This is a genomic window from Parapedobacter sp. ISTM3 (assembly GCF_016533505.1).
Lineage (GTDB): Bacteria > Bacteroidota > Bacteroidia > Sphingobacteriales > Sphingobacteriaceae > Parapedobacter > Parapedobacter luteus.
Genome location: NZ_JAENGN010000006.1, coordinates 16786 through 38817, shown reverse-complemented (window position 1 = coordinate 38817; position 22032 = coordinate 16786). Strand labels below are relative to the sequence as shown.

The following is a 22032-nucleotide window of genomic DNA, read 5'->3' as shown; positions in this document are numbered from 1 at the left end:
GGTATAAATTTTAATTTTTTGAAAGAGCCCAACGGTCATAATACAAAAGTACATAAAGTACAGCGAAAATTTATTTATTTAATGGATATCAACCCCGCGTCACCAATCCACGGCACGATTTTATTTAGAAAGAATACAAATTGCAACCCTAACAAATTAATCCGTTAATCACCGGAACAGCATGTTTGCGAAACTGGTAACTTTAAGCATTTTTAAACAACCAACTGTTTATATCATGGATGATTTTATCGCTGCACGATCGCAAATGGCCGTATCCCTCGGATTCCATATCATATTTGCATGCGTTGGCATGGTTATGCCGTTTTTTATGGCCATATCACATTTCATCTACTTAAAGACGGGCAATGCGATTTACAAGGGGCTGACCAAAGCTTGGAGTAAGGGTGTAGCCATATTATTCGCTACGGGAGCGGTGTCCGGCACCATGCTTTCGTTTGAGCTGGGTTTACTCTGGCCTACCTTTATGGAACATGCAGGTCCGATATTCGGTATGCCGTTCTATTTGGAGGGCACGGCTTTTTTTATCGAAGCGATTGCGCTTGGCTTCTTTCTGTATGGTTGGGACCGGCTGAAGCCCTGGTTTCACTGGGTTACCGGTCTAATTGTCGGACTAAGTGGACTGGCCTCGGGGATATTGGTTGTCGCTGCCAACGCCTGGATGAATAGCCCCGCTGGTTTTGATTTCGTCGATGGCCAGTACTTAAATGTGGATCCCATACAAGCCATGTTTAATGATGCCTGGTTTTCACAGGCGTTGCACATGACCATAGCCGCGTTTGTAGCCACCGGGTTTGCCGTGTCAGGCATTCACGCCTTGATGATCCTTAAACAAAGAAATGTCATTTTCCACACGACAGCTTTTCGGATTACAGCATTAAGCGCCTGCGTCGCGGCACTTTTACAGCCCGTGAGCGGAGATATATCGGCCAAGGATGTCGCGCAGCGCCAACCGGCAAAACTTGCCGCGATGGAAGCGCATTTTGAAACCGAAGCCAACGCGTCATTTGTCATTGGCGGCATACCTGACGAGGATAAAAAAACGGTGAAACATGCAATCAAGATACCGGGCTTGTTGAGTTTCCTTGCCCATGGCGATCCCGAAAAGCCCGTCACGGGTCTGAATGACATCCCGAAAGAGCATTGGCCTCCGGTAGCCATCACGCACTATGCCTTCCAGCTCATGATTGGCTTAGGCATGCTTCTGGTGGTGCTAGCCCTGATTTATTTTGCGGCTCTTTTTACACGGAAGAAATGGCTCGATAGCAAATGGCTGCTTCGGTTATTTGTCATCGCCACGCCGATGGGCTATATCGCCTTAGAGGCGGGATGGGTTGTCACGGAAGTGGGCCGTCAGCCCTGGATCATCTATGGTATTATGCGCACTGCTGACGCCGTCACCCCTATGCCAGGTATCGTCTATTCGTTCTATTTATTTACTGCCGTGTTTATCTCCCTTTCTGCGATTGTTGTTTTCCTGCTTTATCGCCAAATGACGATGGTCGGCAGGCTTTATGACACGACTGATCCGGCTTATCAATCCAATTAATCGTTATTCTACTATCATGTTATACGTTGTCATCGTATTCCTTTGGGCTTCCATCTGTTTGTATCTTCTCCTTGGCGGAGCTGATTTCGGTGCGGGCATCGTCGAATTGCTTGTACGCCGTAAGCATAAATTGCGGGTACGGACCATCATGTCACATGCTATCGGCCCAATTTGGGAAGCCAACCACATGTGGCTGATCATTGCCATCGTTATTCTATTTGTCGGATTTCCTGCGATCTATACGACAATGTCGATTTATATGCATATTCCGCTGGTGGCCATGTTGTTGGGCATCATGGCGAGGGGCACCGCATTTGTTTTCCGCAGCTATGATGCCGTAGCCGATGAGTGGCAGCGCGTCTACACCTCCATTTACACGTGGTCCAGCGTTATTACGCCCTTTTTCCTAGGCATTATTGCCGCCGCCACGGTGGCCCGCACTATCGACGTCGAGGCCAATGACTTTATCGCTGCCTATGTAAACAGTTGGTTGAGTTGGTTTGGCGTAGCGATTGGCGTTTTTACGACGAGCATCTGCGGATACCTCGCGGCGACCTACGCCATCGGCGCTGTTGAAAATGAATACGACTGCACGCTGATGATTCACCTTGCCAGGCGGTTTATTTATCTCGTAGTCGGTTCGGGTGCACTGGTCTTCCTGTCGGCCTCTTTATCGGATATTCCGCTAATCGAATGGATATTCGGTGATTTTATTGGACGCGCGGCGATTTTTCTAGCAACGGTCTCTTTGATCTTGACCTTTATCGCCTTTAAAAAACGAAGGGCGATAGCCGCCCGCATATTGGCGGGCTTCCAAGTAACGATGATCCTATTGGCTGCCACGTACCAGCATTATCCCGAATTGGTGCTTTTCAAGAATGGCGGAGGGCTATCATTGATTGAGCACGCCGGAAATGCCAAAACCGTAACGTCGCTTGCTTGGGCACTACTATTGGGAAGCGTCTTTATCTTACCATTTTTATTTCACCTGATGCGCGTATTCAGCAAACGGTCGCCTTATCCATAAATATGACACCCGGCAAACGTTTGGCACTTTGTACAATGGAGTTATATTGCGATATTTGTATCTTGAAGTCGGATCGCTAACGTCTAAGAACATATGGTAACGGTAACAGAGAAAGCAAAACAACGTATCCTCAACATCATGCGCGAGGAAAATTACGACAACACCTATTTCGTTCGGGTAGCAGTGGAAAGTGGCGGCTGTTCAGGATTAAGCTACAAACTTGATTTCGACAACGAAGAAAAAAAAGGCGATCAGTTTTTCGAAGATAATGGTGTTAAAATCTGCCTTGACATTAAGTCCTACCTCTATCTGGCAGGTACGGAGCTCGATTATTCGGATGGCCTCTCGGGAAAAGGGTTTGAATTTCATAATCCAAACGCGTCGCGTACCTGTGCATGCGGCGAAAGCTTCGCCGTATAGCGCCGATGCATTGAAGCTATGCTGTTGAACCGGATTGAAACAATTCAACTTTAATCCGGTTCGACTACCTCAATGCAAACAAATCATCTACTCCCAGCAGTCTGCGGCATGTGAAACCTTCGGCATATTTGGCCCCGATATATTTGCCGTATTCTCTTGCCCTTCCTTCGATATATTCCAAGAAGTCAGGTCTCGAAATGTATGTTTCCGGTTCGTTGCTCGCGTATGTTTCATTATGAAACTGCGACCGGAAGGCTCTGATGGCATTGATTTTTCCTTCCCAATATTCACTGATATCCAATACGATATCTGGTTTGATGTAGTAGTCTTGGATAAGCTGGAGCAACAGCCTTGGGCGATGCGGCGCTTGTACTTCACCTGCATCGGTAGTCTCTATTTTACGCAAGCCTGCTAAAAAAACAGCGTCATTAATCAAATCTCCGGCTCTCCCGTGGTCAGGATGCCTATCAAACAGCGCATTGGCGATCACGATATCGGGACGATATTTACGGATGGTTTGCACCACCTGCAATTGATGGGACTCATCATTGCGGAAAAAACCATCGCGCATTCCGAGATTTTCGCGTATCGATAGCCCGAGCAGTTCGGCAGCACGGCGGGCTTCCGCAGCCCGTGATTCCGGTGTCCCCCTCGTACCCAGTTCACCGCGCGTCAAGTCAACGATTCCGACCTTTCTACCCATCGCTACGTGTTTGAGGATTGTGCCACCACAACCCAGTTCGGCATCGTCCGGATGTACCGCGACAACCAATATATCAAGCTTGTTGTTTTCTTCCATGTGCAGGTCTTTATAGGCACAAAGATAAAAAATGTATCGGATTTACGGTTGGCCGAGGCGCCAAGGCCGCGATTTGGGCCATATGCCGGCGCTTTGCCCTGGAACCGGCCAACGCCGTGCATATCAGAAATAACGGGCAGTTGCAACACCGGGCCGTTCTAAACTTCGGATGATGTTTTCAATCTCAAAATCTTCTTCCGGATGGTAGGTATTCTTAAGATTGTGTCCAAACACTTTTGCGATAGATTGGTAAAAGAATGCAGTAAAACCACCCCTTAGATCCTTCACTACATCATAACTGGAGCTCCCTGTTTGGCGATCAATCAGTTTAATGAGAATCTCACCTTGTGAAATGGTCAGTTTCTTGACCTCCCTATTGAACATATCCTTAATCTCTTTCTCACAGGCTTTTACCAGCCGTTTCTGCTCGCGCTTGCTATCCGTCAACGCCAAATCACGGTAAAGCTGCTGATATTTGCTTTGGGCATATTTGGCATAAGGTAAAACCTTCATTACATTGTACCGGAGCCGCATGTAACGGGCCTTATCCTCGGGGCTCTTAAATACCCGCCTACGGGTGACCTCCACTTCGGGGATGAGCATCCAAGGCATCCGCTCCCCGTCGATGATCGTGGTAAGCACCATACGGCCTTCGGGGCGAGAGCCCTTCCCCGGCGCCGAAGCCGTTGTATCCTGCTGGCCCACCGCCCTGCTTGCAAACGTTACAACACCTAAAAAAAATAATACACGCAGATAGCCCATGCCTAATCCCAAAAAATTTCCGTATATTTATACATTAAACGAAACGGTATCTATCCCGTCCAATATTCATTTACGGATATACAAATATAAAAATTCTTACAATAAAGCGTAAGGCAATATATATGAAAGAATTAGTGATCGATTTAGAAGCAGAAAGCAAAGAAATACGTAAACGGTATCGTGCGTTGCTCCGGGCTTGCAAGCCTACCTTGCAGCGCGGCGATAAACAAATGATACGCAAAGCGTTTGATATGGCCCTGGAAAGCCACAACGACATGCGCCGCAAATCAGGGGAGCCTTACATTTATCATCCGATAGCCGTTGCCCAGATCGCAGCAGAGGAAATAGGCTTGGGCACCACATCGATCGTTTGCGCCTTACTGCACGACGTCGTGGAGGATACGACCATTACGCTGGAAGACATCGAACGTGAATTTGGTAAAAAAGTAGCGCGCATTATCGACGGCCTTACCAAGATATCTGGCATATTTGATCCAAACAGTTCCATGCAGGCGGAGAATTTCCGCAAGATGCTGCTCACGCTTGCCGACGATGTCCGTGTTATTCTCATCAAGCTGGCCGACCGCTTGCACAACATGCGCACCATGGATTTCATGCCAAGGGATAAGCAGCTGAAAATTGCCTCGGAAACCTCTTACCTCTATGCGCCGCTCGCGCATCGCCTTGGCCTATACGCAATCAAGTCCGAATTGGAAGATCTTTCCATGAAGTATACAGACCCTGACACGTATAAATTCATTGCTCGGAAGTTGAACGAAAAAAAGGCTGAGCGAGAGCGTTTTATCCATAACTTCATCGAGCCTATCAAGGAGATACTGCATGAACAGGGCATCAAGGCACAGGTATTCGGCAGACCCAAATCGATCTATTCCATTTGGAATAAAATGCGCAAAAAGTCCATTCCCTTTGAAGAAGTATACGATCTGTTTGCCATCCGTATCATCATTGACACGGTCCAGGAAAACGAAAAGGCTGAATGCTGGAAAGCTTACTCGATCGTGACAGACCTGTACCGCCCTAATCCAGATAGGCTGCGCGATTGGGTTTCCTCGCCTAAAGCCAACGGATACGAGTCCCTGCACACCACGGTGATGGGACCTAAAGGCCAATGGGTAGAAGTGCAAATCCGAACAATACGGATGAATGAAATCGCCGAAAAAGGGTTTGCCGCCCACTGGAAATACAAGGAATCAAATTCGGACAGTGGGCTTGACCAATGGATACAGAAGGTCCGGGAAATATTGAGCAATCCTGAGCCAAATGCCATGGACTTTCTCGATGATTTCAAAATGAACCTGTTTTCGGACGAGATCTTTATCTTTACCCCTAAAGGGGCACTGATCCAGTTGCCGAACAATGCGACAGCACTTGATTTTGCATTTGAAATACACTCTGACCTCGGCGCCAGTTGTATCGGGGCCAAGGTGAATCATAAGTTGGTGCCGCTCAGCCATAAGCTACAAAACGGTGATCAGGTGGAAATCATCACTTCCAGTAAGCAAACCCCAAAAGAAGACTGGCTTAGTTTTGTGGTGACCGCCAAGGCCAAGTCGAAGATAAAATCTGCCCTGAAGGAAGAGAAGCGGCGTGTAGCAGAAGACGGAAAGGAAATCCTTGAGCGAAAGCTCAAATCGCTGAAAATCACGTATAATACCGAAAACATCAATAAGCTAACCTCGTTTTTTAAATTTCCTTCGTCGCAAGATTTGTTTTACAACGTGGCGAAAGGAGCCATTGACATTAAAAATTTAAAGGAGTTTGCGCTGAGCGAAAAAACTACCGAGCAGCAAAATGGACAGCAATTCAATTCGCACATCAGTGGCCTGGTTGACAAGATCAATAAAAAGGATTACGAAACGCTGCTGATTGGTGATGACCTGCAAAAGATCGATTATACGCTTTCGCCATGCTGCAACCCCATTCCGGGCGATGACGTTTTTGGCTTTATCACGATAAATGATGGCATCAAGATACACCGCACCAATTGCCCCAATGCCGCCAAACTCATGGCCAATTACGGATATCGCATCGTCAAAGCAAAATGGACATCCCAAAAAGAACTCGCGTTCCTTACAGGTTTGCACATCGTAGGCATAGATGACGTAGGGCTTGTCAATAAGATCACGAAAGTGATCTCCCATGACTTCAAGGTGAATATCCGTTCCATCACGATTTCAAGCAATGATGGCATCTTTGAAGGCTCCATTATGATTTTCGTCAACGACACGGCGCATCTTGAAAATCTCATCAAGCACCTTAAACAGATTAAAGGGATCACCGGTATTACACGGTTTGACTCAGCCAATTGAGATGCCATGCGATTTGTATTTCTACGCAATTTATTGTAAATTTGTACGTTTAACTTTCGGATGATGACTCAAACGGAAAACTACCAAACAGTAAAAAAAATTTTTGAGGCTTACCTCGAAAACAAAAGCCTCCGCAAGACGCCGGAGCGCTACGCTATTCTTGAAGAAATTTATTCCCGAAACGACCATTTCGATGTGGAATCGTTGTATATCCACATGAAAAATAAAAAGTACCGCGTTAGCCGCGCCACGGTATACAACACCTTGGAACTGCTGGTTTCCTGCGATTTGGTGACCAAACACCAATTTGGCAAAAACATGGCGCAGTTTGAAAAGTCGTACGGGTACAAGCAACATGACCATATCATTTGCATTGAGTGCGGCAAAGTTGTTGAGTTTTGCGACCCGCGTATCCATCAAATACAGAGCATGATGGGCGAACTGCTCAAATTCGACATCAAACATCATTCCCTGAATTTATACGGCGTATGCAGCGATTGTTCGGCCAAGAAAGCGGAATTACCCGAACCGTCCTTCTCCACAAAGAAAAGAGAATTAGCCGAGACCCATTGAACTTGATTTGCGCCAGCATTTATTTTCAAGAGCAGCGACAAGCGGATACCGCCCGCCTTTTCGATTTTAAAGTCGGAGAATATCAAAATTATGTTAGATTTGCCACGAAATTGATGTTCCGGCAATCCGCGTCGTCGGTTAATACGCTTACCATCTTTCACTGATTATTAAATGATTTCAATTTTTCAACGCTAATTAAACTATGCAAGTTGATGTGCTTTTGGGCCTGCAATGGGGCGACGAGGGTAAGGGCAAAATTGTGGATGTGCTCTGCCCCCAATATGACTTGATTGCCCGTTTCCAAGGGGGGCCGAATGCAGGACATACCTTGGAATTTGACAACCAGAAATATGTATTGAATACCATCCCTTCCGGAATTTTCAATAAAGACACGCTCAATCTCATTGGCAACGGGGTGGTGATAGACCCTATCATTCTCAAGCGGGAACTCGACACGTTGAAGAAAAGCGGCTTTGATCCGGTGTCAACAGGGAAATTGGTCATCGCCCGCAAAGCTCACCTCATTCTGCCTACTCATCAACTGTTGGATGCGGCCTCGGAGAGCAATATGGGTGCCGGTAAAATTGGTTCGACCCTCAAAGGTATCGGCCCTACATACATGGATAAAACTGGGCGCAATGGACTTCGTGTGGGTGATACGACCTTGCCTGATTTTATGGAGCGCTACCAGCGGCTTGTAGAAAAGCATAAATCGATTTTATCCCATTATGGCGAAATCCCTGATTTTAGCGAACGTGAGCAGGCTTTCATGGAGGCTATCGAGTTCCTGAAAACTATCCCGCATGTCGATAGTGAGCATTTGGTCAACCAATATTTAAGGGGAGGCAAACGCATACTTGCCGAAGGTGCACAAGGCACGCTGTTGGATATCGACTTCGGCTCTTATCCTTTTGTGACATCATCTACGACGACCACGGCCGGCGCCTGCACCGGTTTGGGTGTTGCTCCTGCCCGGATTGGCCAAGTTATCGGTATTTTTAAAGCTTACTGCACCCGTGTGGGGGGCGGCCCGTTCCCTACCGAACTCGATGATGAGACCGGAGAGCGGCTCCGCCAGTTGGGGCATGAATTTGGTGCAACCACCGGGCGTCCGCGCCGTACGGGGTGGATTGACCTGCCAGCGCTCAAATATGCCATTATGCTCAATGGCGTTACGGAACTGGTAATGACCAAGGCCGACGTATTGAGCGGGTTTGAGACCATCAACGTTTGTACCCATTACATCCAGGACGGCGAGAAAATCGATTACATGCCCTACGATATCGTGACCGTCAAACCGCAGCCGGTATATGAGCAACTCAAGGGATGGAACGCCGACTTATGCGGTATTACCCGTGAGGACCAAATTCCCGAGACGCTGCGAGCGTATATCCATTACCTGGAACAACATCTCGGCGTACCCATAAAGTACCTTTCCGTGGGGCCCGATCGTAAGCAGACTTTGGTATTGAGCTGATTTTGTTTTTTGTTTATGGTATCATTAGCATGTCATCTTGACGATAGTGATACATTCACTCAGCAGGCGTTACAGTGGGCCGCGCAGTTTGATAATGTGTGCTATCTCGATTCCAATGGGTATCGCGACAACTACGGCAACATTGATGTATTCATTGCCGTGGGGTGCGTCGAATCGTTTACATCAACTGGCGCAGATACGTTTGGAAGGCTGCAACGATTCATCGATCGCCATCCGAATACGTGGATTCCCGGCTATTTGGGGTATGACCTAAAAAACGAAATCGAGGATCTACATTCTACCCACCCGAATTACACCGACTTTCCCGATGCCTATTTTTTTGTTCCGCAATACACCTTGCTCATTGGTCAATATAACGCCGAAATCAAAGGCCCTGATCCGCAAGCTATCATCAAGCAAATCGAAGCGATCGAAATAAGCGAAGAGCCGTTGGAATTCAAAGGACACTTGAAATCCCGAATGAACCGGTCTGCTTATTTTTCTGCCTTTTCCGCCTTACAACGCTACATCCAGCAAGGCGATATTTATGAAGTAAACCTCTGCCAGGAGTTTTTTGCCGAAGAGGTGTCACTCAATCCGTTGAGTGCTTACAGAAGGCTCAATGAGGTTTCACCTACGCCGTTTTCATGCTTTTTCAAATTTGGGCAAAAATATATCCTTTCAGCCTCGCCGGAGCGGTTCCTGTCCAAAAGCGGCAACACCTTGTTATCCCAGCCCATTAAAGGTACCGCACCAAGGGGCAAAACCGCAGCTGAAGACGAACAGTTGAAAGCTACACTTGCTGCCAATCCCAAGGAAATCAGTGAGAACATCATGATTGTAGACTTGGTCAGGAACGATCTGACCAGGAGCGCCAAGCCGGGCACGGTGAAGGCTTCGGAGTTGTTGCAGATACACAGCTTCAAACAAGTGCATCAACTGATTTCAACCATCACGTGCCAGATACAGGAAAGAATGAACGCCACAGAAACTATCCGGAATACCTTCCCTCCCGGTTCGATGACCGGAGCACCAAAAATCAGTGCCATGAAGCTGATCGATCGCTATGAAAACAGTCGCCGGGGTGTATATTCCGGTGCGCTCGGATATTTCAGCCCCCAAGGCAATTATGATTTTAGTGTCGTTATCCGTACCCTACTATACAATGCGGAAAATGGTTACCTATCGTTCCATACCGGCGGGGCCATCACCCACCATGCCGATCCTGAAAAGGAATACAATGAGTGCCTACTGAAAGGGAAAGCATTGTTTGAAGTGCTTAAAAGCCAATAATTGCACCCTATTGCCAAAGTTGCCCGCATCAGCTTTCGTATTTCCCAACGATTACTTTGATCATATTCTGGTAATTCAGGTATGTGTTGGCCAGCCTCGCTATTTCTTCCGCCGTGATGCTATTGATGGTATCGGAATAGTAGTCGTAGTATTCCAAGCCGAGTCCTGAAAAATACACGGTCTTAAATTTATCGGCATGCGAAAATACATTTTCCAAGCTACCCAGCATCGAGCCCATCAGGTAATTCTTTACCAAGGCCAGTTCGGATTCCTCTACCGGCTCTTCCCGAAGCCGCTGAATCTCTTTTTCAATCTCGGCCAATGTGGCCTTGGTTACAGCAACCCCTACCTCGGAGCTGATGGTAAAAAAGGCACTATGGCGGAGTGATGCCAGCCCCGAACCGATGCTATAAGTATATCCCTTCTCTTCACGGATGTTTGTCATCAAGCGCGAGCCGAAATACCCCCCCAACAAGGTATTTAACACCTGCAGGCCGGGAAAGTCGGGGTGCGATCGCTGGATGCTCTGGCTCCCCAAGCGGATAGCCGATTGCAAAGCATCTTTTCGCTCGTCTACGACCAACAGCCCTTCCGTCGGCGCAAATTTTGGTGCCGGATCCACCGGTATTGCCTTATCCGCCAATTGCCAGCTGTCCCCAAACAATTGCCTCAATGCGTCAATGACCCCGTCGGTGACCTTACCGGAGACAATCAACGTGCAGTTGGCGGGCGTATATTGCTGCTTGAACAGCGCCAATAAGGCCTCCCGGGCAATGCGATCGTAGTCGGGCACATCAGGAATGTAACCATAGCGCGTCGGCCCGAACAATGTCTTGTTAAAAAGCCTACGCGCCACGAAACTATTTTTCTTCAACGATACCTGAAGCTTCTGTTTATTATTGCGGATATAGGTAGCCAATTCCCTTTCAGGAAAAATAGCGTCTGTAAGAATATTCTTGACCAAGGGCAACAACTGATCCAGGTGTTTGTTCAGCGAAAACAATGTCAAGGCTGATTGATCGTAGCCGTACTCTGGAACGAGGAATGCACCATGAAAATCCACCAATTCAGCAATCTGTTTGCTACTGTATTTGGTAGTCCCTTCGAGCAGGAGCTCGCTCGCGCAGCTATTCAACAACGACTGATCTTCCTGGGCAAACACATTCCCAAAAATCCACTCGATGCGTACAAGATCCTGGTCACCAGCATTGAACACGAAGGTTTGCACCCCATTCGGAAACGGGATGTGCAGAGGTTTGAGCAGTTTGAAGTCAGTTACTGGATGATATGCCGGCGGCAATGTTCTATCAAGCATGGGATTTGGCAATATAAATGAGCGTTGACGAATTTTCTTTTCTAAACAATTGTTGAGCCTGCTGCTGAATATCGGCAGCAGAAACAGCGAGGTAACGTTCGACTTCATGGTTGAACTTCTCCGCGTCGCCGAGCAACTCAAAATAAGCCAAATTCATTGCTTTTTCGAGAATAGCCAATTCTGCGGAAACCATCGTCGATTCTATCCGGTTTTTGACCTTATTCAATTCGTAAGGTTCTACCTGCTCCATCCTCAATCTATCCAATTCTGACCAGATGACCTGCTCGGCCGCCTCAATGGCAACATGCGGCAGCGGTTTTCCCTCGATGACAAACAGGTTGGCGTCCAAGCTTCCCGTTTGGTAAGCATTGATCTCGCTGAATAATTCCTCTTCTTTTACCAGCCGCCTGTATAACCGTGAAGAAGATCCACGCGATAGCATATCGGAAATCAAATCCATGGCATAATACCCTTCATCCAAGCGTGCCGGTCCATGAAACGCTATATAAATACTATTCAGCGGCACATCGGCCTTCACCACCTCCCGTCGGGCTTCCTCTTGTTTCGGTTCTGCCGGGAGATTGCGCACATAAACACGGCCTGCCGGGATGGGACCAAACCATTTCGTTGCCAACTCCTTTACCTGATCCGTCCCCACGTTGCCAGCCACCACCAGGATTGCATTGCCTGGATGGTAGTGTTTCGCAAAAAAAGCTTTGACATCTGCCATGTTCGCTTGCTCGATATGCGCAAGTTCCTTGCCGATCGTCGCCCAGCGATAGGGATGCACTTTATAAGCCAGCGGGCGTAGCCTCAGCCACGCATCGCCGTAAGGTTGATTAAGATAACGCTGCTTAAACTCTTCACACACGACGTTTCGTTGCACTTCCAGACTTTTTTCGCTAAATGCCAGCCCAAGCATCCGATCACTCTCCAGCCAGAAAGCCGTTTCGAGGTTAGCCGCAGGCAAGGTGATGTAGTAATTAGTAATATCGTTGCTCGTGAAAGCATTGTTCTGTGCACCCACAGCCTGCGATGGCGCGTCATAATTTGGGATGTGGATGGATCCGCCGAACATCAAGTGTTCAAATAAGTGCGCGAAGCCCGTCTGATCGGGATATTCGTCCCGTGCTCCCACATTGTACAATAAGTTGACCACAGCCATGGGGGTAGCCGCATCTTCGTGCACCAACACCCGCAACCCGTTAGCCAATGTGAATCGATTGAATGTAACCATTCTTACCTATATATAATCGTTGAATCCGTTATAGTGCCAGCCAGTCGATATCCTGCTTGAGCAAAGACAACGTTTGTGCTTCAGCGCTTCCTGGCTCAGGCCTGAAATCATACGCCCACTCCGCATGCGGCGGCAGGCTCATTAAAATGGACTCTATGCGGCCGTTGGTTTCCAAGCCGAACTTTGTCCCCGCATCGTATACGAGATTAAACTCCGCATACCGTCCCCGGCGAAGATGTTGCCAGCGCTTGTTGGCGGCAGTAAACTCCCGATGGCGGTTCCGGTTCATCAGTTCGGAGTATATGGGTACGAACGCGTGTCCCAACGCCGCGGAAAAGTCAAAAATGGTTTCCCAAGACACCTGTGTTTTTTCAGGCGTAAGCCGGTCATAAAAGATACCACCGATGCCGCGTGTTTCCTGCCGGTGTTTAATATAGAAATAACGATCTGCATGCGCTTTAAATTCCGGGTAAAACGCCGGACTGAACCGGTCGCAGATGTTTTTGAGCTGGCCGTGAAAATAGACGGCATCTTCCGTTTGAACATAATGCGGCGTAAGATCTATTCCCCCTCCGAACCATTTAACCCGGTCGTCCAACTCAAAATACCGGATATTCATGTGGATGATCGGCACAAACGGATTATTGGGATGGATAACAATGGAAACACCGGTAGCAAAAAAGTTGGTTTTGTCCACCTGAAACGCCTTTCTCACCGGTTCGGGCAATACACCGTGTACAGCCGAAAAATTGACTCCTCCCTTTTCGATGGCAGCACCTTGCTGGATAATCCGCGTACGGCCCCCACCGCCTCCCTCACGCTGCCAAAGCTCCTCCTGAAAAGTCGATTTTCCATCCAAAGCTTCCAACCCTCGGGTTATGATATCCTGAATGGATTTATACTGGTTGGCAATCTGTTGTTTATCCATCATTTTGTCCATTAATACCCCATTGCTAAATCATCACCCCGAGGATCGGCTCCCCCTTGCATGGCACCATCGGGCAACATCAGTATGGCATCCACACGGCCGATACTTGCTCGATCTACCAACTTATAACCTGTCGTGGATAGCGAATGGCGGACAACCTTACTTACTGCATCGCGTTCAAGTGCAACTTCATCCGGCAACCACTGATGATGAAACCTCGGCGCCGCAACAGCTTCTTGCATATCCATGCCGAAGTCCACAACATTGAGAATGGTTTGAAACACCGACGTCATAATGGTAGACCCTCCCGGTGTGCCCACGACCATAAACAACCGCCCCTCCTTCTCCAGTATGGTGGGAGTCATCGAACTGAGCATACGTTTCCCCGGCTCGATGGCGTTGGCAGTGCCGCCAATCAAACCGTACATATTGGGGGCGCCGGGTTTTACCGAAAAATCGTCCATCTCATTATTCAACAAGAAACCAGCCCCGGCAACCACCACATACGAACCGTATGAACCATTGATCGTCGTGGTGATGGCCACCGCATTTCCCGCTTTATCTACGATGGAAAAATGAGTAGTTTCCTCATGTTCGATTTTCGGCAAGCTGCCGGCATGAATATCGCTGCTGAACGAGGCATGACCAAAACTAAAATTGCGCATCCGTTCGGCATTATACGCCGAGTCAATCAACATCGCTTGCGGCACCTCATAATAGTCCGGGTCGCCGAGATGGGTCGCCCTGTCGGCATAAACCCGGCGCTCAGCCTCTATCATCACACGCATGGTCGAGTCCTTTTGGAACCCCCATTTCGACAGCGGATACGCCTCCACGGATTTCAGCATGGAAATCAATGCAATCCCGCCACTTGAGGGCGGCGGCATGGATACTATTTTGAGCCCACGGTAGGTCGACATCACGGGTTCCCGCCATTTTGCTTCATAATTTTTGAGATCGGCATAACTGATGATGCCGTTGCCGCTGGCCATTTCTGCGACGATACGGTCTGCTACCTCCCCCTCATAGAATCCAGCCCTCCCCTTCTGGCTAATCAACGACAACGTATGTGCCAATTCGGGCTGCACCAATGTATCTCCCGCCTTCCATTCTCCATCATTGATCAAAGCAGTCCCTTCAGGATTGTACTTCTGGAAACTCTCCCTCCTGTTATTGAGCTCCTTGGCCTGCATCTCCGTAAGCGGAAAGCCCTGCTTCGCCAAATGGATGGCCGGTTGCAGCAGTGCTTCCCAATCCAGCTTTCCAAACCTTGTATGCGCTTTGATCATACCATCTACCACACCTGGGACACCAGAAGCCAGTTGTCCGCGCAGGCTGAGCTCGGCAATGGGATTGCCTGTTTCATCCAGGAACATATCTCGCGTCGCTGCCGCAGGTGCAGCCTCCCTGAAGTCAAGCGCGGCAAAGTCGCCCTCAGCACTCCGATATACCATAAATCCGCCACCGCCGATATTCCCCGCATTGGGATATACCACCGCAAGAGCAAACTGTACGGCAACGGCCGCGTCAACGGCATTCCCGCCGGCTTTAAGAATTTGCAACCCCACCCCCGAAGCCTCCGGGTGGGCAGTCACGACCATGCCATTGCGATAAACGGGTGTTGGCCGTTCCTTCTTGAATGTACCGCATGAAACAGCCGTTGCTATCAAGAAAAAAGATAATAGATAAGTGATCCAGGTTCGTCTATTCATGTTATCAGGTTAATTTTTCCGCCAAAGCTTTCATTTCCGCAACTGGCGATCGGTGCTGGTAAAGCACGTTATACACCGCGTTACAAATCGGCAAGTCAATGGCATATTTCGTGCAAATTTGCTGGATGCAATTTGACGCATAGTACCCCTCGGCGATCATATTCATTTCCAGTTGGGCCGATCTGACCGAATAGCCCTTGCCAATCATATTTCCAAATGTACGATTGCGGCTAAACTGCGAATAGGCCGTCACCAGCAAATCGCCCAAATAGGCAGATTCCTTGATATCACGCTCAATCGGATGAACGGTATCCACAAAATAAGCCATTTCCCTAATAGCATTGGAGACCAAGACTGCCTGAAAATTATCCCCGAACCCGACGCCATGGCACATTCCTCCAGCGACAGCGTAAATGTTTTTCAATACCGCAGCATACTCCGTCCCGTATATATCGTCGGAAACGTTGGTTTTGATGTAACGGGTACCAATCAAAGAGGCCACCAATGCAGCCACATCCGTGTTTTTCGATGCCACGGTCAGGTACGATAGCTTCTCCAGCGATACTTCCTCTGCGTGGCAAGGCCCACTGATGACCGCGATATTTTCGATAGGTATCTGGTAATGTTCCTGAAGATAGTCGCCCACGATTTGGTTTTCATCCGGTATGATGCCTTTAATCGCAGATACAATTATTTTATTCCGAAAAGCCTCGGGGGGGACCTGAGCCAGCGCAGCCTTTAAAAACGCCGCGGGGGTGTTAAGGATAATGATATCGGCATGGTCAAACACCAAACGTACATCGGTATGAATATGACGTTTAGGGATTTTTATGGTCACCGCGCTCAAATAGTTCGGATTATGCCTGAACCGGCGAATGTAATCAGCCGTCTCGCGGTTGCGCACCCACCAAAACACGGATTTATTCGCATTATTGTCTTCCAGCATTTTTACGATCGCTGTCGCCCAGCTGCCGCTGCCCACCATTCCAACTGTTTGCTTAATCACGTTCATAACCTATATTTCACGATACCTATCACCCAATTGGTAAGTTAGCTTTTGCATGGTAAGCTAACAAAAAAGCCCCTCAATTTGAACATCAAGAGGCTCTTGGTACGCCCATTAGGATTCGAACCTAAGACCGACGGTTTAGAAAACCGTTGCTCTATCCAACTGAGCTATGGGCGCTCCCTTTTTTCGCTGCAAACTTAGCTAAAATTGTCCATATAAAAAACAATATTCATTCCCATTCCCTTTTTCTGGGATCCGTAAAAAATATTCAACTGAAAATGTTAGGCTTAACAAAAAAAGCATAATTGAATTTGCAAAATGTGGTAGAGTTTGTACTTTTGCGGCGGAGAGTTGGCAGAGTGGTCGAATGCGGCGGTCTTGAAAACCGTTGTCCTTAACCGGACCGGGGGTTCGAATCCCTCACTCTCCGCCAAGCAAATGAAGCCCCGCAATAGCGGGGTTTTTTCGTTTGCAGGCAAGCCAAGCTTGCTTGTGCGATGCAGCGATAAACGGAAAAAGGAATGAGCGAAGCGAATGGCTTCATTTGCTTGAGCAGCCCCCCCTCCAAGGGATCACCGAAACGAGATGAAGGTAATCCCTCACTCTCCGCTACAAAAGAATTTGTGTGCCTGTCTGCAACCTGCTGCGCTTATTGCAGCCAGCACGAGTCTGCAACAAGCGGGATACCAGTTTGGGCACAAAGGTCGAAATGGCTCCAAAAAAGGGAACGTTCTTCCCCCCCGTCATCCTTTATTTAATTCATTATTCAAACAAATCCGCACATAAACCGTTGTATTGAAAAAAACACCGTATGAGAGGATTCCTTTTTATATTAGCACTCATTCTGCTGGCTGTCTGGGGAATAGGCATATTTTTATACGCGTTGAAGGGCCTGTTTAATATTGTCATCATACTGGCCGCCATCGCGTTTATCATGGCTATTTTCAGCAAGCCCAAGCGGACTTAGGCCTGAGCCGTAGGCCCCCCGAAATTCATCGGAAAGGGCGGGTCGTCATGCGCATCGATATTGCCATTGACAGATTCATATTTGGCAATATTGTCATCAAGTGCACGCAATAGCCTTTTGGCATGTTCCGGCGTCAAGATTATCCTGGACTTCACTTTGGCCTTCGGAATGCCCGGCATAACGCGGATAAAATCGATTACAAATTCCGTGTTGGAATGGGTTATGATAGCCAAGTTGGAATAAATCCCTTCCGCTATGTCCTCCGTAAGCTCTATATTCAATTGGTTTTCGTTCTTTTCTACCATGCTCATGCCATCGTTTATAATGTAGCTTTAGACAAAAGTGCGAAGAATTTTCCAATAATGCATGAAAAACGAGAAACCATCGGCTTCAGCCTGTTTTCCGCGAAGCCGACGGTTCGTTATTGTGCGAAGGTACGGAAATCATGTGCTGATTTGATGGACAGCAACGTCTCGTAAATCAGGCGGATAACGTTGTCTACGTCTTCTTTATGAATCATTTCTACGGTCGTATGCATGTAGCGTAGCGGCAGCGACACCAATACCGAAGGTACCCCTTCATTTGAATACGCAAACGCATCCGTATCTGTGCCTGTCCACCGTGAAGAGGCCTGCCGTTGGAAAGGAATGTTTTTCTTCATCGCTGTGTCGATCAGGAGCCTATTGAAGTTTATCTGTACGGAAGGCGCATAGGAAACCACGGGGCCTTTACCACATGCGAGATCGCCTTGCGTGACCTTATTGATCATGGGTGTTTGGGTATCGTGGGTCACATCCGTGATGATAGCCAGGTTAGGCTTGATCCGATGGGCAATCATTTCCGCTCCACGCAAGCCAATTTCTTCCTGCACCGAATTAACGATGTACAAGCCGAAGGGAAGTTCCTTTTTGTTTTCCTTCAGCAAGCGGGCCACTTCTGCGATCATAAAGCCCCCCGCCCTGTTATCCAATGCTCGCCCCACATAGTAGCGGTCATTCAACACCATGAACTGATCTTCATAGGTCACCACACAGCCCACATGTATTCCAAGCGCTTCCACCTCTTCCTTGCTGGCACAGCCGCAGTCCAAAAAGATATTTTTCAATGTCGGGCTTTCTTCCTTTTCGCCCGATCGCGTATGGATAGCGGGCCACCCGAATACAGCCTTCACCACTCCCTTATCCGTATGGATATTTACCCGCTTCGACGGCGCAATCTGGTGATCTGAGCCGCCGTTGCGGATGACATAGATCAGCCCCTCTTTCGTAATGTAGTTGACAAACCACGATATCTCATCGGCATGTGCTTCGATAACCACCTTAAAATCCGCGTTGGGATTAATCACCCCCACCGCTGTCCCGTAATGATCCGTAAATGTCTCGTCGACGTAAGGCCTCAGATAATCCAGCCACAGGCGCTGGCCCTCCCATTCAAAACCAGTAGGCGATGGATTATTGATATACTGCTCAAAAAAATTCAACGATTTAGGCGTGACGACCGCGGTATGTTGTTTTGGTTCTTTTTTTGCTTTAGCCATACTATAGTTGGTTTTTATGTTACGGATAAATTAGCCGCCGCCAAATTTAGGAAATTATTATGGCCATGGCGACACAAATCAAAATACAAAGTTCTGAGGTATGAAAAAAAGCTTATTCAAGTTGCTTGTCAAGCTCAACAACGCATTGCTGCCCAAATACGCAGGCAAGGATCCTGCTATGCTTACCAAAGCCCAACGTGCGATTTTGGGATACCGTTATTGGGTGCTCATCAATTCACTTTGATTTCTCCTGGTGCAGCGGGTTTCGTATTTTTTTTCTGGGCCCGAAGGTTGAGGAACTCTACCAGCACGGAGAATGCCATTGCGAAATAGATGTATCCCTTCGGTATGTGCTGTTCAAAAGCTTCCGCCGTTAGTGACACCCCTATCAACAGCAGGAACGCCAGCGCAAGCATCTTTACTGTTGGATGCTGGTTTACAAAACGGCTGATCGATGCAGCGGAAAGCATCATAACCCCCACTGCTATAATTACTGCTGCAATCATGACTTCTATCCGATCGACCATCCCAACGGCTGTAATGACCGAATCCAAAGAAAACACAATGTCCAAAACGACAATCTGGGCAATCACATTGCCAAACGTGACGGGTTTCCCTTTCAGTTCATGGCGGTGCTCCTCGCCTTCCAATTTGGTATGTATTTCGGACGTCGCCTTATAAATCAAAAACAAACCGCCAAGCAATAAGATCAGATCCCGCCCCGAGAGGTTCAGGTAATGATTGATATTGCCGTTTTGAATGCCCAGCCACTCACCGATGGTCAGGAATGGTTCCGTCAATGACATGATCCACTTTATCGAAAACAACAGCCCCACCCGCATGATCAGCGCAAGAAAAAGGCCCAACTGGCGGGCTTTCTGCTGCTGCTCACCCGGCAGTTTACCACTTAAAATCGAGATAAAAACGATATTATCAATACCGAGGACGATTTCCAATACTGTAAGGGTCAGGAGGGATATCCAGACCTCCGGGTTTAAGAGCCATTCCATAGTAACCAATTAACATGCAAACGTACGCATTGTTTTTCATTGCCGATGCAGTCTTCCGTTTTTTTTGATATTCGGTTGGCCCGGCCTCAAGCTTTCAGCACTTCACGTGCAATGATTAGTTTCTGGATTTCCGAAGTACCTTCGCCGATGGTGCACAACTTGGCGTCCCGGTAGAATTTTTCCACTGGAAAATCCTTGGTATACCCGTATCCGCCGAAGATCTGCACAGCTTCCGTCGCACAGCGTACAGCCACCTCCGATGCATAGTACTTTGCCATTGCCGAGTTTTTGGTCACCTCCCTGCCCTGATTTTTCAGTTCGCAAGCCTTCCTGATGAGCAGCTCTGCCGCTTCGATATCCGTGGCCATATCCGCCAGTTTGAAAGATATACCCTGGAAATTCGCTATCGGCTGGCCGAATTGATGGCGTTCCTTTGCATACTTGGCGGCAGCTTCCAATGCACCTTTAGCAATGCCCAAGGCTAATGCCGCAATGGAAATGCGTCCGCCGTCCAGCACCGACATGGCTTGCCTGAAGCCTTCCCCCTCCGTACCGAGTAGGTTTTCCCGTGGTACCCGGCAATTATCAAAAATGAGTTCCGTGGTTTCCGACGCTCGCATACCCAGCTTATTCTCCTTTTTTCCCGAACTATAACCCGGTGTACCTTTCTCTACCACAAGCGCAGAAATGCCATGCGACCGGTCCTTTTCGCCGGTACGTACCATAACCACGGCAATGTCGCCGCTTTGGCCATGTGTTATCCAGTTTTTTGATCCATTTATCACATATTCATCTCCATCCAGCACCGCCGTCGTCCCCATGCGCAGGGCGTCCGACCCAGTATTGGCCTCGGTCAGTGCCCATGCGCCTAGCCATTCGCCTGCTGCCAGCTTGGGCAGCCAACGCTGCTTTTGACTATCGTTGCCAAAGGTCATGATGTGCCCGGTGCACAGCGAGTTATGCGCCGCGAACGAAAGGCCTATGCCCCCGCAGACCTTCGCTATCTCCACAATAATGTCTACATATTCATGGTAGCCTAAGCCTGCGCCTCCGTACTCAACGGGCACCAGGGTCCCCATGACGCCGAGCTCGCCCATTGCTTTAAAGGTGTCCACAGGAAAATACTGTCCTTCATCCCACTCCATCACATGCGGCTGGATGTGTTTCGCCACAAATTCGCGCACCATCTGGCGTACCATTTCACGGTTTTCTTCTTCGTGCATTGCGGATTGTCTATGCATATTCATTGGTTTAATGCGTTATCATAATGGGTTTTGCACAATGATAAACAATCTAAAAAGAAAAGCAAACCAAAGAAAATACGGTATAATATAGAATAAAATAGTTTCTGGTATGAATTTTTTATCCACTGGATTACCGAGATGGTTTATGACATGGCCCGACCATGATATATTTTTCAGAAAAAAACGGCAAGGGCAAACGGCACGCCGAAAGGACATAGTTTTGCAACTGCAAACCGCTAACTATACAAGATAAAATTAAAAAAAGAAATCACCATATGCGTCTCAGTTTTTATGTGATAACCGGAGGACCTGGAGTCGGAAAAACCACACTGGTGCAGGCATTGGAAAATGCAGATATCCGGCGGTTCCGGAAGCAGCGAGAATCATTATCCAGCAGCAAATGGCAATTAACGGCGACGGCTTACCTTGGAAAAACAAGGAAAAATATACAAATCTGATGCTGGAAGCCGCCATCCGAGATTATAAGCAAGCGGTCGAGAACCACACCGGCAGCATTTTTTTCGACCGAAGTGTTTTCGATGCCATCTGTTATGCAACGATGATTGGTTATACCATTGACGCATCCCTAATGAAAGCGGCCCTTTCCTGCCGATACAACAAGGTGGTGTTTATGCTACCGCCTTGGCCGGAAATTTATAAAACGGATAAAGAACGGAAACAATCATGGAAAGAAGCCGAATATACCTATTATCGGATGAAAAAAACCTATCATCAATACGGTTATGATGTGGTAGATGTGCCCAAAGGCGCTATTGACAAACGGAAGGAATTTGTGTTAAGCCATATAAAGGGGTGACCCGGTAT

The 22032-nt window shown here is 48.0% G+C and carries 21 protein-coding genes and 2 tRNA genes; 11 read left to right on the top strand and 12 right to left on the bottom strand.

Features of this window, described 5'->3' with window-relative positions:
• The first annotated feature begins 235 nt into the window (after positions 1-235).
• The 3 genes from JHJ32_RS09855 to JHJ32_RS09845 all read left to right on the top strand — a co-directional run bounded on the left by JHJ32_RS09855 (position 236) and on the right by JHJ32_RS09845 (position 3014).
• Complete coding sequence (locus JHJ32_RS09855) at positions 236-1567, top strand: cytochrome ubiquinol oxidase subunit I (RefSeq protein ID WP_200120867.1); 1332 nt, start codon at positions 236-238, stop codon at positions 1565-1567.
• A gap of 16 nt (positions 1568-1583) precedes the next feature.
• Positions 1584-2594 (top strand): cytochrome d ubiquinol oxidase subunit II, encoded by a 1011-nt coding sequence (locus JHJ32_RS09850; protein ID WP_079716028.1) that lies wholly within the window; start codon positions 1584-1586, stop codon positions 2592-2594.
• A 93-nt stretch (positions 2595-2687) separates the two neighbouring features.
• A complete protein-coding gene (locus JHJ32_RS09845; protein ID WP_079715795.1) occupies positions 2688-3014 on the top strand; it encodes an iron-sulfur cluster assembly accessory protein in 327 nt (108 codons plus the stop codon).
• A gap of 64 nt (positions 3015-3078) precedes the next feature.
• Here the strand turns inward: JHJ32_RS09845 and bshB1 are convergent, their stop codons facing one another.
• Together bshB1 and JHJ32_RS09835 are read right to left on the bottom strand one after the other, a co-directional pair.
• Positions 3079-3813: a bacillithiol biosynthesis deacetylase BshB1 gene (bshB1, locus tag JHJ32_RS09840; RefSeq protein ID WP_079715794.1), complete on the bottom strand. Its 735-nt coding sequence runs from the start codon at positions 3811-3813 to the stop codon at positions 3079-3081.
• 123 nt (positions 3814-3936) lie between these two features.
• Complete coding sequence (locus JHJ32_RS09835; RefSeq protein ID WP_200120866.1) at positions 3937-4575, bottom strand: DUF4294 domain-containing protein; 639 nt, start codon at positions 4573-4575, stop codon at positions 3937-3939.
• A 122-nt stretch (positions 4576-4697) separates the two neighbouring features.
• Here JHJ32_RS09835 and JHJ32_RS09830 point away from each other — a divergent pair, with 122 nt between their 5' ends.
• The 4 genes from JHJ32_RS09830 to JHJ32_RS09815 all read left to right on the top strand — a co-directional run bounded on the left by JHJ32_RS09830 (position 4698) and on the right by JHJ32_RS09815 (position 10248).
• On the top strand, positions 4698-6905 hold the full coding sequence (locus JHJ32_RS09830; RefSeq protein WP_200120865.1) for a bifunctional (p)ppGpp synthetase/guanosine-3',5'-bis(diphosphate) 3'-pyrophosphohydrolase: 2208 nt from the start codon (positions 4698-4700) through the stop codon (positions 6903-6905).
• Positions 6906-6968: 63 nt separating this feature from the next.
• Positions 6969-7478: a Fur family transcriptional regulator gene (locus JHJ32_RS09825; RefSeq protein WP_079715791.1), complete on the top strand. Its 510-nt coding sequence runs from the start codon at positions 6969-6971 to the stop codon at positions 7476-7478.
• A 202-nt stretch (positions 7479-7680) separates the two neighbouring features.
• Positions 7681-8955 carry an adenylosuccinate synthase gene (locus JHJ32_RS09820; RefSeq protein ID WP_079715790.1) on the top strand — a complete coding sequence of 425 codons (1275 nt, stop codon included), beginning with the start codon at positions 7681-7683 and terminating at the stop codon, positions 8953-8955.
• Positions 8956-8970: 15 nt separating this feature from the next.
• Positions 8971-10248, top strand: coding sequence for an anthranilate synthase component I family protein (locus tag JHJ32_RS09815; protein WP_079715789.1), 1278 nt, complete (start codon positions 8971-8973; stop codon positions 10246-10248).
• A gap of 28 nt (positions 10249-10276) precedes the next feature.
• Here JHJ32_RS09815 and JHJ32_RS09810 read toward each other — a convergent pair whose 3' ends face one another.
• From JHJ32_RS09810 to JHJ32_RS09785, 6 genes are all read right to left on the bottom strand, one after another.
• Positions 10277-11563 carry a pitrilysin family protein gene (locus tag JHJ32_RS09810; protein ID WP_079715788.1) on the bottom strand — a complete coding sequence of 429 codons (1287 nt, stop codon included), beginning with the start codon at positions 11561-11563 and terminating at the stop codon, positions 10277-10279.
• Entirely contained in the window at positions 11556-12800 is a 1245-nt protein-coding gene (locus JHJ32_RS09805) for a pitrilysin family protein (RefSeq protein ID WP_200120864.1), read from the bottom strand. Before JHJ32_RS09805 ends, JHJ32_RS09810 begins: the two co-directional genes overlap by 8 nt.
• A 28-nt stretch (positions 12801-12828) precedes the next feature.
• Positions 12829-13731 (bottom strand): oxygen-dependent coproporphyrinogen oxidase, encoded by a 903-nt coding sequence (gene hemF / locus JHJ32_RS09800; protein WP_200120863.1) that lies wholly within the window; start codon positions 13729-13731, stop codon positions 12829-12831.
• An 8-nt stretch (positions 13732-13739) separates the two neighbouring features.
• Entirely contained in the window at positions 13740-15440 is a 1701-nt protein-coding gene (gene ggt / locus JHJ32_RS09795) for a gamma-glutamyltransferase (protein WP_200120862.1), read from the bottom strand.
• A gap of 4 nt (positions 15441-15444) precedes the next feature.
• On the bottom strand, positions 15445-16452 hold the full coding sequence (locus JHJ32_RS09790; RefSeq protein ID WP_079715785.1) for an NAD(P)H-dependent glycerol-3-phosphate dehydrogenase: 1008 nt from the start codon (positions 16450-16452) through the stop codon (positions 15445-15447).
• Between the two features lie 97 nt (positions 16453-16549).
• A tRNA-Arg gene (locus JHJ32_RS09785) sits at positions 16550-16626 on the bottom strand.
• Positions 16627-16794: 168 nt separating this feature from the next.
• Between JHJ32_RS09785 and JHJ32_RS09780 the strand changes: the two genes are divergently transcribed.
• Both JHJ32_RS09780 and JHJ32_RS09775 read left to right on the top strand, forming a co-directional pair.
• Positions 16795-16882 (top strand) — tRNA-Ser (locus JHJ32_RS09780).
• A 378-nt stretch (positions 16883-17260) separates the two neighbouring features.
• The gene (locus JHJ32_RS09775) at positions 17261-17416 is read left to right on the top strand and encodes a DUF5670 family protein (RefSeq protein WP_176146106.1); all 156 of its coding nucleotides are present in this window, start codon (positions 17261-17263) and stop codon (positions 17414-17416) included.
• On the opposite strand, the gene JHJ32_RS09770 is transcribed toward JHJ32_RS09775, so the two are convergent.
• Together JHJ32_RS09770 and JHJ32_RS09765 are read right to left on the bottom strand one after the other, a co-directional pair.
• Positions 17413-17721, bottom strand: a complete 309-nt coding sequence (locus tag JHJ32_RS09770; protein ID WP_079716026.1) for a DUF3467 domain-containing protein — start codon at positions 17719-17721, stop codon at positions 17413-17415. The genes JHJ32_RS09775 and JHJ32_RS09770 overlap by 4 nt on opposite strands.
• A gap of 116 nt (positions 17722-17837) precedes the next feature.
• Entirely contained in the window at positions 17838-18953 is a 1116-nt protein-coding gene (locus JHJ32_RS09765; protein WP_200120861.1) for a M42 family metallopeptidase, read from the bottom strand.
• A 100-nt stretch (positions 18954-19053) separates the two neighbouring features.
• On the opposite strand from JHJ32_RS09765, the gene JHJ32_RS09760 reads away from it, so the two are divergent.
• Positions 19054-19197, top strand: coding sequence for a hypothetical protein (locus JHJ32_RS09760; protein WP_176146105.1), 144 nt, complete (start codon positions 19054-19056; stop codon positions 19195-19197).
• Here JHJ32_RS09760 and JHJ32_RS09755 read toward each other — a convergent pair.
• Both JHJ32_RS09755 and JHJ32_RS09750 read right to left on the bottom strand, forming a co-directional pair.
• On the bottom strand, positions 19184-19963 hold the full coding sequence (locus JHJ32_RS09755) for a TerC family protein (protein ID WP_079715783.1): 780 nt from the start codon (positions 19961-19963) through the stop codon (positions 19184-19186). The two genes, JHJ32_RS09760 and JHJ32_RS09755, sit on opposite strands and share 14 nt — an antisense overlap.
• 86 nt (positions 19964-20049) lie before the next feature.
• On the bottom strand, positions 20050-21210 hold the full coding sequence (locus tag JHJ32_RS09750) for an acyl-CoA dehydrogenase family protein (RefSeq protein WP_304612943.1): 1161 nt from the start codon (positions 21208-21210) through the stop codon (positions 20050-20052).
• Positions 21211-21547: 337 nt separating this feature from the next.
• Here JHJ32_RS09750 and JHJ32_RS09745 point away from each other — a divergent pair, with 337 nt between their 5' ends.
• Complete coding sequence (locus JHJ32_RS09745; protein WP_200120985.1) at positions 21548-22024, top strand: AAA family ATPase; 477 nt, start codon at positions 21548-21550, stop codon at positions 22022-22024.
• Positions 22025-22032 lie beyond the last annotated feature (8 nt).

Coding starts and splice junctions, on each gene's coding strand:
- JHJ32_RS09855 (WP_200120867.1), top strand. CDS start 236: ATGGATGATTTTATCGCTGCACGATCGCAAATGGCCGTATCCCTCGGA.
- JHJ32_RS09850 (WP_079716028.1), top strand. CDS start 1,584: ATGTTATACGTTGTCATCGTATTCCTTTGGGCTTCCATCTGTTTGTAT.
- JHJ32_RS09845 (WP_079715795.1), top strand. CDS start 2,688: ATGGTAACGGTAACAGAGAAAGCAAAACAACGTATCCTCAACATCATG.
- bshB1 (WP_079715794.1), bottom strand. CDS start 3,813: ATGGAAGAAAACAACAAGCTTGATATATTGGTTGTCGCGGTACATCCG.
- JHJ32_RS09835 (WP_200120866.1), bottom strand. CDS start 4,575: ATGGGCTATCTGCGTGTATTATTTTTTTTAGGTGTTGTAACGTTTGCA.
- JHJ32_RS09830 (WP_200120865.1), top strand. CDS start 4,698: ATGAAAGAATTAGTGATCGATTTAGAAGCAGAAAGCAAAGAAATACGT.
- JHJ32_RS09825 (WP_079715791.1), top strand. CDS start 6,969: ATGACTCAAACGGAAAACTACCAAACAGTAAAAAAAATTTTTGAGGCT.
- JHJ32_RS09820 (WP_079715790.1), top strand. CDS start 7,681: ATGCAAGTTGATGTGCTTTTGGGCCTGCAATGGGGCGACGAGGGTAAG.
- JHJ32_RS09815 (WP_079715789.1), top strand. CDS start 8,971: ATGGTATCATTAGCATGTCATCTTGACGATAGTGATACATTCACTCAG.
- JHJ32_RS09810 (WP_079715788.1), bottom strand. CDS start 11,563: ATGCTTGATAGAACATTGCCGCCGGCATATCATCCAGTAACTGACTTC.
- JHJ32_RS09805 (WP_200120864.1), bottom strand. CDS start 12,800: ATGGTTACATTCAATCGATTCACATTGGCTAACGGGTTGCGGGTGTTG.
- hemF (WP_200120863.1), bottom strand. CDS start 13,731: ATGATGGATAAACAACAGATTGCCAACCAGTATAAATCCATTCAGGAT.
- ggt (WP_200120862.1), bottom strand. CDS start 15,440: ATGAATAGACGAACCTGGATCACTTATCTATTATCTTTTTTCTTGATA.
- JHJ32_RS09790 (WP_079715785.1), bottom strand. CDS start 16,452: ATGAACGTGATTAAGCAAACAGTTGGAATGGTGGGCAGCGGCAGCTGG.
- JHJ32_RS09775 (WP_176146106.1), top strand. CDS start 17,261: ATGAGAGGATTCCTTTTTATATTAGCACTCATTCTGCTGGCTGTCTGG.
- JHJ32_RS09770 (WP_079716026.1), bottom strand. CDS start 17,721: ATGGTAGAAAAGAACGAAAACCAATTGAATATAGAGCTTACGGAGGAC.
- JHJ32_RS09765 (WP_200120861.1), bottom strand. CDS start 18,953: ATGGCTAAAGCAAAAAAAGAACCAAAACAACATACCGCGGTCGTCACG.
- JHJ32_RS09760 (WP_176146105.1), top strand. CDS start 19,054: ATGAAAAAAAGCTTATTCAAGTTGCTTGTCAAGCTCAACAACGCATTG.
- JHJ32_RS09755 (WP_079715783.1), bottom strand. CDS start 19,963: ATGGAATGGCTCTTAAACCCGGAGGTCTGGATATCCCTCCTGACCCTT.
- JHJ32_RS09750 (WP_304612943.1), bottom strand. CDS start 21,210: ATGAATATGCATAGACAATCCGCAATGCACGAAGAAGAAAACCGTGAA.